General features: G+C 47.4%; 7 protein-coding genes. 4 read left to right on the forward strand and 3 right to left on the reverse strand.

Annotated elements, in window-relative coordinates:
- Positions 1–583: 583 nt before the first annotated feature.
- Together QUA62_RS10395 and QUA62_RS10400 are read left to right on the forward strand one after the other, a co-directional pair.
- Complete coding sequence (locus tag QUA62_RS10395) at positions 584–1690, forward strand: FecR domain-containing protein (protein WP_333403795.1); 1107 nt, start codon at positions 584–586, stop codon at positions 1688–1690.
- A gap of 235 nt (positions 1691–1925) precedes the next feature.
- On the forward strand, positions 1926–3740 hold the full coding sequence (locus QUA62_RS10400) for an adenylate/guanylate cyclase domain-containing protein (RefSeq protein WP_333403796.1): 1815 nt from the start codon (positions 1926–1928) through the stop codon (positions 3738–3740).
- A gap of 169 nt (positions 3741–3909) precedes the next feature.
- Here QUA62_RS10400 and glsA read toward each other — a convergent pair whose 3' ends face one another.
- Complete coding sequence (glsA, locus tag QUA62_RS10405) at positions 3910–4836, reverse strand: glutaminase A (protein WP_333403797.1); 927 nt, start codon at positions 4834–4836, stop codon at positions 3910–3912.
- Between the two features lie 462 nt (positions 4837–5298).
- Here glsA and QUA62_RS10410 point away from each other — a divergent pair, with 462 nt between their 5' ends.
- On the forward strand, positions 5299–5640 hold the full coding sequence (locus QUA62_RS10410) for a hypothetical protein (protein WP_333403798.1): 342 nt from the start codon (positions 5299–5301) through the stop codon (positions 5638–5640).
- On the opposite strand, the gene QUA62_RS10415 is transcribed toward QUA62_RS10410, so the two are convergent.
- The gene (locus QUA62_RS10415) at positions 5637–6629 is read right to left on the reverse strand and encodes a YdcF family protein (protein ID WP_333282398.1); all 993 of its coding nucleotides are present in this window, start codon (positions 6627–6629) and stop codon (positions 5637–5639) included. The genes QUA62_RS10410 and QUA62_RS10415 overlap by 4 nt on opposite strands.
- Before the next feature lie 356 nt (positions 6630–6985).
- Positions 6986–8473 (reverse strand): polyphosphate:AMP phosphotransferase, encoded by a 1488-nt coding sequence (pap, locus tag QUA62_RS10420; protein ID WP_333403799.1) that lies wholly within the window; start codon positions 8471–8473, stop codon positions 6986–6988.
- A gap of 704 nt (positions 8474–9177) precedes the next feature.
- Between pap and QUA62_RS10425 the strand changes: the two genes are divergently transcribed.
- Positions 9178–10137, forward strand: coding sequence for a GNAT family N-acetyltransferase (locus tag QUA62_RS10425; RefSeq protein WP_333403800.1), 960 nt, complete (start codon positions 9178–9180; stop codon positions 10135–10137).
- Positions 10138–10240: the final 103 nt, after the last annotated feature.

Here is a 10240-nt window from a genome sequence, read left to right on the forward strand (position 1 = left end):
GCGATCGCTCGCTATGATTTTCCATCGAAATTTCGCCCAACTTTCCCTAAAAAACGCTATTCTAGTCAGAGTTGGTCGATCGTGTACCCTGATTTCCTTATGTTTGCCTCATAAGGTTCCACATGGGCAAGTTCCACTCCCTGATCTGGGCGCACCACTTAGATAATTATTTTTTATCGCTTCGCAAAAAGAATCTTTTTATTAATTGCCACAACTACAGGATTTCTCCCCAGTTAGTCATCCTTCCGGCAGAAGCCTAAAGGCATTCACAAGTAGTAATTAATTTTATGTTTGCTATATATAACTCGGCGCTCTCTAAGGTTGAGATCGGCGAAATTACTGCTGCAAAGCACTTTGAGTCTGGTTGGCAAAATTTTCCGAAGGTCATATTTTAGTAAATTGCCATGTTGTAACAGTTTACTAAAATATGACAATAAAAATAAGATTTAATGCTAAAATTTAATGTTGAGAAAGTGGATTTGGGGTGCGGTCTTACGGCATAAAAAGTGGAACGATTGCCGGATTTAGGGAGTCTAATAGAGGAAATGAAGTCAAGGAACTTCAACATCACAAAATTGAAATAATGAATAAAATTTTTACGTGCTGGCGATCGACCAAAATTCCGCTCCTAAGTTTGTCGTTAGCTGTGTTCGCCTGTCTGCCGCTTGGTCGTGGGACGATCGCCAGTCCGCTCTCTCCATCCCCCAAACAGCCGTCGAACGCTACTAAACTTGTCTCAGTCGATCGACCGCCAGCACTGCCAACAGGCTCAAACTCTCCAAAAAATCCGGCAACAGTGGCGGCGAATTCATCCCCAGCAGAGACGATAAAGGCTCAGGGAACAGCGGTCGGGCGATCGCTCGAAATAGAAGAAATTCGCGGTAAAGTAAGCTTTAAAGGGCGGCCGGCGGTTGTGGGCGATCGGCTTCTGGCCCCCGGAGACGAAATCATCACCGGCCCCGATTCCACAGCCCGTTTAGGCATCGACAACAACGCCGGCATCGTGGAAGTTGCCGAAAAAACCGCAGTCAGAATATCCAATTTGTCAAGCAGTGCAGGTGGCGAAAAAGACACAGCGATTTTTGTCAGCAGGGGGCGAGTCAGGTTGTCGATCGGCAAAACTGCTGCGACAACTCCCGCAGCCAACACCTCAACAATTATCCCCCCAAACCAAATAGCCGCCCTCAATAGCCTCAGCGGAGTTGGCAAATCCAGTCAAATTGCCCAACAAAAAAAGTCTGCCAAAACTGCCCCAGTCAGGGTTGAAACCCCAGAAGGGGTTGCCGGAGTCCGCGGCACCTCCTTTGGCGTCAGCGTCGGTGGGGGCAAAACCGCAGTCGAAACTATTGAAGGTGCAGTCGTAGTATCAGACAGCGCCGACTCAGAAGTAGTTGTCAACAGCGGCAACTCCACGGCAATTTTCCCTCAAACCTCGCCCGTGGCGCCCTCAGCGAGCCCTCGCCTAGCTCAACTCAAAGTCCGCAGGTTGTTGAGATTCAGCGGCAATATCTATCGCCTCAGCGGTCAAATTAACCCGATCGACACACTTTATGTCAACAACGAAGAGATTAAGAGCGATCGAAATGGCAACTTCAAAATCCAAGGAATTTTACCTCCAAGCCGCCGCCTCCAAATCGTAGTGCGAGGGCCGTCAGTCACAGAACGGCACTACAGCCTCGTCGTTCCCTAAACAACCTATCTAAGAGTAAAGTGCGCGGGCAGTCTCTGAAGACGTGAGTTAGAGCCTAAGTCGTATCTGGGTGGATTATTTTGTGTAGGTGCGAAGCATTTCGCGGTGAATCTCGGTAGTCAAAATAAATAAATTTTGCGTCAACCCTTCGCCCTTACGGTATTGTAAAACTTCATGACTCGCACTCCTGTCGAAAGTCGGACTCGAATGTCAATTATTTCGTCAAATTAATTGCATGAAGTTCAAACAATGGATGGATCATCTCAAACACAATCAACTGATCGGCTTGCGGCAATATATAATTTCAAATCCTCCCTGGATGACAGGCACCCTAGCAGGGCTAATGTCTGTAGCCATGCTGCAAGTGGGAATGTGGAAACCCCTTGAATATTTGGGATACAAAACGCTATTTCAAATTCGAGAATCGGGTATATTACCAAATCCCGGATGGGATAAGAGAATTGCAGTAATTGCGATCGAACCGCATTCCTTGCAAGAATACGGTCAATTTCCTTGGCCCCGCAACCGCTATGCCGAACTGCTAGAATCACTGAAAAAATCTCCCCCTACAGCAGTTGGTTTTGACATTCTTTTCCTCGATCCGAGTCCGAAAGATGATATTTTAGCCGCGGCAATTGCCGCCAACGGCAAAGTTGTACTCCCTAGAACCCCCAAAGAAGAACCCGTAGCATCTTTAAAAGCAGTCGCGGCAGGTGTCGGCCACATCAGCCAAGAAGCCGATAGCGACGGTATTACCCGCGAGTCAAAAATCTTTCTCAACGGGATTCCTAATTTCGGTTTAGCATTGACTCACAGGTACAATGCTGCTAATCCCCAAGATCCAGTATTGCTCCCAAAGTCAAAAAATAAGCAGGAAAAAAAAGTCTGGGTTAACTGGCCGGGGAAAACAGAAAATCTATCTACCTATGCTTTTGTTGATGTCGTAGAAGGTAGAATTCCCGCAGATGCTCTGACCAATAAGTTAGTTTTAGTGGGCATAGTTGCTACCGGTTTCGACCCGATATCTTCACCTCTCAACAAGACTACGGGTGGGGTTTTTTTATATGCAGCGTTGGTTGACAATTTGCTCAATCAACGCTTGCTGCAGCGGCTGCCGGTACTCGTAGAAATTTTGTTATTGTTGGGGATTGGTTCGCTTACCGCTTTGGTTCTGGGCCACCGAGGTGTTAAGGAGAGAATTGCGATCGCTCTCGGTTTGCCTATAATTTGGATTGCGGCTGCTGCTTTGTTATTTGGCTTCTTTTTTTGGTGGGTTCCGATTGCCGCACCTATCGGCACGCTCATTTTATCTAGCACTGCTTTGCAACTGCGGGAACAGTACGAAAAGCAGCAGTTGATGAGGTTATTTGAAAAGCACGTCGCTCCGGAGACAGCTCAGCTTATTTGGGAACGCAAAGCTGAGATATTTGAACAAGGAGAACTCGAACCTCAAGAACTTACAGCAACGGTGCTGTTTATGGATATTCGTAGTTTTACTTCGATTTCAGAAAAAATGCCGCCGCGGGATTTGCTCACCTGGCTGAACAATTATTTGGAAGCGATGACCAACTGTATTATGGATCACGGGGGCGTTGTAGATAAATACATTGGTGATGCAATTATGGCAGTTTTTGGGGTGCCTTTTTGCCATACCGAATATCGACAAATCCAACAAGATGCTTTGAATGCAGTTGCGGCTTGCATTGCGATGCACGAACGACTGCACCAACTTAACCAGCAGCTTAGAATTGAACGCAAACCTTTAATTAAATTTGGCATCGGTTTGCATACCGGACAGTTAGTTGCTGGTAGCGTGGGCGGTTCCCGGCGTTTGAATTATTCTGTGATCGGCGATGCTGTCAACGTTGCTGCTAGATTGGAGGCGATGAATAAGGAAATTGTTTCTGACAGTCCTTTTAATTTGTTGGTGACGGGGAGGACTTTTGCTTACGTGCGCGATCGCTACGAAGGTCAAAAAGTAGGGTCTATTCAATTGCGCGGCAAAAAAGAAGAGACTGTGGTTTATGCTATTTTGGGTGAAAAGCATTAGTCATCGGGCATTGGGCATTGGGCATTGGGCATTGGTTCAGGACTTACGTATCAAAACCAAAGAAACCGGGTTTTTGGCAGTTTATGCCAGCATTCACGAAATATTCTCGCAAAAAAACCCGGTGGTTGAGCGAAGTCGAAACCCTGACCACCCGTGCGTAATTCCTAATCTAATCAAACACGCTCAGCCGCAGAGTTTTAGCTATTTGTTCTAACAGAAATAAGCCAGCGACAGAGTTTCCGTCTTTATCCAAGGGCGGACTGTAAAAGCCGATCGCACCTTGACCCGGAATTACCGAGATCATTGCCCCGCTAACTCCCGACTTAGCAGGCAGTCCCACCCGCAGTGCAAAGCGGCCGGATGCTTCATATAAACCGCAAGTTGCCATTAGTGCTTTGACAGTGCGGCAGTTTTCCCCGATTTGTCGATCGCCACTATTTACCAAAACCATCCCCAGCTTAGCTAAATCCTCCACAGTTCCCGACAAACAGCAGAGGCGATTGTAAGTTTCTAAAGCAATTTTAGAGTTTTGAATATAACCAGATTCTACCATTTTCAAGGCGAGATTCCAATTATTTTCATTCGGCATTGAATTCACTGAATCGAGCATTAAATCGTCAACAAATAACTGACTGTTTGCCTGTTGATTCAGCCAATCGAGCAAGTTTTGACAGCGCGCCACAGCATTTTGACCGGGAATCAAAGACGCTAGGGCGATCGCCCCGCTATTAATCATGGGGTTTCTCGGCTTCCCTTGGTCGATTTCGAGTTGAGTTAAGGAATTGAAAGGCAGTTCCGAAGGCTCGCAGCCAACGCAGTCAAATACCGTTTTTTCGCCCAATTCGCACAGCAAATAAAGCAGCACAAAGGGCTTGACTGCGCTCATCAGCGAGAATGTTTGAGCAATGCTACCCCAGCTCAAAAATTGACCGTCAATTGCCCGAATTTGCACGGCAAACCCTTGTCTGTCGGCTCGCGCCAGGAGAGGTATGTACGCGGCGATTTGACCGGATTTACTGCGATTAATTGCCTCTTTTGCCCAAGCTTCCAGTTGTTCGGGTTGCAAGGACGATAGTTTGCTGGTGGATATTTGCACTCTCGATTATTTCGATTATTTTAAATTTTAGATTGGCATTCCTGGCGCGATATTGTGCCATAAACCCAGTTTATTAACAGAATTGCGTCACTTGGGAACGCTGCGGCAAGAAACAGGGTTTCTTCGGGGATCTCAACCAAGCTCGAACTTCAGGCTATTGACGTTTCGGCCCGCCGGGAGCCAATAAAGTTATTGACAAATTTTTCATAAAAAAACCTGTACTTTGCATAAAACTCTCCCCTTCACCCAGATAGATAAGTAGCAGCTTCAAGGCAACGCTGCTATCTAAAACAAACAAGCACTAGCTTGAAATGCCTTCAGATTCTGATGTTTAAGCCCCAGCAAGGGGCGGCGTGCATATTTAACTTAATTCTTTCAGAGTTCGCCAAATCCTGTCCGGAAAACCCCCGAACCTCTGAGAATGTACTATCCAACCGAATCTACAAAAACCAGGATAAAAAAATGGCAGAAGCTAAAGCAGAAGCACCAAAGCCCGCTCCAATGACTTTTAAGGGTGTATGCAGCGACGGAGTTCTCAAAGGCAAAGAAATTGAAGGGAAACTAGACATCAAAGTTAACGTCGAATCTGTCAAAAGTCCAGAACCAACGAAAAAAGCACCCCCTGCGTCGGAGACAGCTTTCTTTTGGGCGCTGTTTTTATTAATGGCAAGCATGGTCGTCGGCAACCCCGCCGAAATGAGAAAAAACAGCTCCCCACAAAGGTCTCATTCTCATCAGATGTTAAACCAATCTGGGGAGCAGTCGCTGTTGCCTAAGAAAAACACCAGCAACTTGCCACTTTAGGCCCTGGGAGCCTGCCAGCCGCGCAAATAGTAATAAAAAGACCCGAAATATTCATCGAATACTCGCGTCGTAGTTACCAAAGCTTCTGCACTAGGCAAAAAATCTCCCGCGTCTAAGCGCAGTCTCGAACTCCCTCCTGAGGTGGGTTGAAAAGTGTAGAAGTCGGTAGCTCTAGGAATCACCTGGATTCCCATATTTGCAAAAGCGAGGCTAGCACGCCGCATCTGAATCGCAGATGTTACCAGGATGACTTTGCGCGCGGCGCCACGGCTGTCGAGTATCTTTCTCACTTCTTCAGCGCTGGTGCGTATGTTGCTGCCGTTATCGTCTAGAACAATACTGCTGCGCGGCACGCCCATGTTGTTTGCCAGCAAAGTCTCGATATCCTTAGCTTCGCCAACATAACCCTCCAACTCGCGTCTCGGGCCAGCGGTAACGATGACCATAGGTGCGAGTTGTTTTCTGTACAAAACGGCAGCATAGGGCAGGCGATTGCCTGTATCTGTCAGTTGAATCGCTACTCGGTTGGGGATGTGAGGCTGAGTGGTTCCTTTGCCCAGCAGGACGATCGCCGCTGCGGTTTCGTCGCAGCAAACTGTGCGGACGGCTGCGGCGGCGTCCCGTTCTGCTTGCTCGGCGAACCAGTAAGCGACAACTGGCATACTCGAAAGGATCAAAACTAGCAGGGCTGCCAAGATCATTCTCGGCGCCGGGTTGCGGATGCCCCCGTTCGTGATCAGCGCGGATGCAATCACCAGCAGCGTGATTGAAAAACCCAGCGGCTTAAAGAAGAAGGCTATTAAGCCGAAAATCGCTGCTCCGACCGGGGTGTCTGGCGCAAAAAAAGCTAGGATCAAAAGGCTGATCAGCAGCAAAACGCGCAGCCGATCTAATAATGGATTGTCTTTGCCTCCTGATTGATCCCACCACGATTTGAGCAGTGAGAACAGGAGGAATAGAAATAGAATGCGAGCTAACAGTTCTGGCATCTTGCAATATTCTGTGTCTTCATAAATTAGTACAGAAGTTTTGGAAACGAGCGCGAATTTAGCTGCGGAAGGAAATACGGGAATCGGTGAGTTTTTAAATTTCGCCAATAACCCAGCCCGATCGCATTTATCCTAATGCTCGCTTCCGGTCAGCTATCAACCATTGGTTGCAGGCTGCAAGCCCGCTACTTCCAGTCACAGATTGCTGACAGTTAATTGGTAATTGATAACTGGTAATGGTTGATTGATAATTGGTAATGAATCGAGCACGCCGCAGGTGAAATTGGCAATTCAACTCTGCTTTCTGCTGCCTGCTTTTTTTCGCCATTACCTGTTACCGATTCACCAATCCCAATTTATCGGCGCTTCAGTTGATTCCGAATTGCCTGCGTTACCGTTTGAATTACTTTAACACGAGCATAATACTTGTTATCGGCCGCAATTAGCGTCCAGGGAGCAAGCGGCGTGCTGGTGCGGTGAATCATTTGATTCACCGCCACTTCATAATAATTCCACTTTTCCCGATTTCGCCAATCTTCCTCGGTGAGTTTGTATTGTTTAAAGGGATTGTTTTGCCGCTCTGTAAACCGCTTTAGTTGCTCGTCAGGACTGATGTGCAGCCAGAATTTAACTAAGACACAACCGAAACTGGTGAGTTGCTCCTCAAATTCGTTGATTTCCTGATAAGCTCGGCGCCATTCGGGTTCGGTGGCAAATCCTTCGACTCGCTCGACCAGCACTCTACCATACCAACTGCGATCGCAAATGCTGATTTTACCAGCCGTTGGCAGCCGCTGCCAGAACCGCCAGAGGTAGTGATGCGCTTTTTCTTCGTCTGTCGGGGCCGCAAAGGCATTAACGGTGTAACTGCGGGGGTCTAATACGTCCGTCAAGCGTTTGATTGCTCCTCCTTTACCGGCGGCGTCCCAACCTTCAAACAGCACTAATACGGGGATTTCCTCTTCGTAGATGCTTTGTTGCAGTTTGCCAAAACGGGTTTGTTGTTCGCGAAGTTGCTGTTTGTATTCGTCGGGCGACAGCGATTGAGTTAAATCTACTTGGGCCAGCAAGTCGGGTTCGCTGGGTTGCAAGCTTTCTTGAGGCGGCAATTTTACGGGTGCAGATTGCATCGGCAGTCTGTCTAAGGCTTCTGTAATTGTCGCTGCCATTTGCGTTAAAACTTTGACTCTGGCCCACCGCTGACAATCGCCTTCTACTAGCGTCCAAGGTACCGGGCCCGTGCCGGTTTGGGCTACCATTTCTTCGGCAAAAGTTGTGTATTCTTCGTATTTTTTGGCTTGTTTCCAATCTTCGGGCCGCACTCGCCAAGCTTGTAAGGTGTCGTCTTCTAGTTTTTTGAGCCGGTGCTTGAGCTCTTTTTTGCTGAGGTGAATCCAAAATTTGGCAATTGCTGCGCCGTCATCTACCATCTGCCGCTCGAAGGCGTTGATTTGCCGGATGGCTGTCGGTACTTCTGCCTCGGAGACTCGATCGAACAATCGGTCTTCTAAAACATGAGTGTACCAACTGTGGTAGAAAAAGCCAATTTTGCCGCGGGCGGGGAGTTTCTGCCAAAACCGCCATAGGAAAGGATAGCCCATTTCTGCATCTGACGGCGGCCAAATCGGGTGGACGGCAAACCCCCGCGGGTCCATATACCCCACCATTTTTTTGACTAAAGCACCTTTGCCGGCAGCGGCCCAACCTTCGAGGACGATAATTGCGGGCAATTTTTTTTCCCTGCAGGCCAGTTGGAGCGATCGCAACTGCTGCATTAAAACTTCTATTTTGGCATCGTAGGTTTCTTTATCTAGGGAAATGTTTAAATCCAGGTTGTCAAGCATATTTACCTTCTACCAATCCGAAATCTAGTTTAATGTTAGTTTAACGTTTGGATAAATCCCACCTAAAATCCGGTAAAAAAGTGATGAAAACTACTGTTACGGTCGGTTAAAACTGCGATGCTTCTGCCCTCAAAAACCTGCTCCCGTCCATACTAACAAAACTCTCCTCACCTCAAACTTGCAAAAAAAAACAGCTCAGGTTATAGTTGAGATAGGGAACTTTTAAATAAGTTCAACTTCTCCCCTCCCCGGTCGGGCGAGTTAACAGGAGGAGCAAGAAATCCCTGAAAAAGGATTTATTGTAAAAGAGAGCAAAAGTAAAAATCAACTACCCACTGGGGGTGACAACTTCTTTACTTAGCTGTAGAAACTTTATTCAAACAATAGTTACTTAAGCACCAAGCTTGGTAACGAAAGAGAGCGCGACTCATCGACATCCAGCGATAAACTCACCTACAAAATTAGCCCCAAAGGGCCAAACAATTTTTATGATTGCCTAATTAGATAAAACCTGAAAGCCTGGGTGATATAAACAGGTTTCTGAGTTTTATCGACACCACAATAAATCTGCATTACATCCGCGTTTATCCGCGTTCATCTGCGGTTAATCATCAAAAACTCGGAGTTTTGCAATAAATTCACTGTACGTGTTTGCCAATACCACTTAAGAGGAACAGTCCGAAATTACGGATTGCAAGTTTTCTATGAATATCTTAACAACACGCTCCTACAAGGGCGAAACTGACTGGTGCGCGATCGCCAATTTGATCGATGCTTGCGAAGCCGTAGATAGACTCGGCGAAGAAGTCTCAGCAACTGAACTTAAGCTAATACTTGATGCACCCAAACTCGACCAAGCCCGCGACGTGCAATTGTGGGAAGAGGGTAATTACAAACTAATCGGTTTAGCACTCCTAGATATGCCCGATTCGCCAGAGGAAATCGACGCTTGTCTCTGGTTTTACGTGCATCCAAACGTGCGCGGCGCAGGTTTGGAAAAAGACATAATTAAGTGGGGCGAAAAGCGGCTGCGCGAAGTCGCGAAAGAACGGAATTTGCCGGCAAAATTGCGTACATACAGCCGCGAGGACAAAACCGATGAGATGCGGCTGTTAGAAAAACAGGGCTTTGAGGTCGATCGCTATTTTTGGACAATGGCCCGATCCCTCGCCGAACCGATTCCCGCGCCGGAATTCCCCGCAGATTTTGCACTGACACACGTATCGGGAGAACAAGACATCCAACCCTGGGTAGAGATGTTCAACCAGTCATTTATAGATCACTGGAACCACCACGATTTAACTGCGGAAACCGTGCGTTATTGGATGCAAGATCCGAATTATCAGCCGGAATTAGATTTGATTGCTGTTTCGGGCGATCGTAAATTTGCTGCTTTCTGCGACTGTCAAATAAAACCCCAAAAAAACGCCCGCAGCGGTACAAAAGACGGCTGGATTGAATTGTTGGGTACGCGGCGCGATTTTCGGAAAATGGGTTTAGGAAAAGCGATGCTATTAGCTGGTTTGCATAAGTTGAAAGCAGCGGGTGCAAACACAGCTAAACTCAGCGTCGATGCTGACAGTTTGACGGGGGCGACAAAGCTTTACAAATCAGTGGGTTTCCGCCCGATGGAAACTTGGATCGAGTGGGTTAAGACAGTTTAGGAAAGGTTTGCCGTGAAGGCGAGAATCCCGACGGCTTAAAGAAGCCGGGGTTCTCAAGTGCGATCGAATTTGGCGATCGACTTTTGGGTCAAGTGCGATCGCC

Source organism: Microcoleus sp. MON1_C1 (assembly GCF_036701945.1).
In the GTDB taxonomy this organism is placed as follows: domain Bacteria; phylum Cyanobacteriota; class Cyanobacteriia; order Cyanobacteriales; family Microcoleaceae; genus Microcoleus.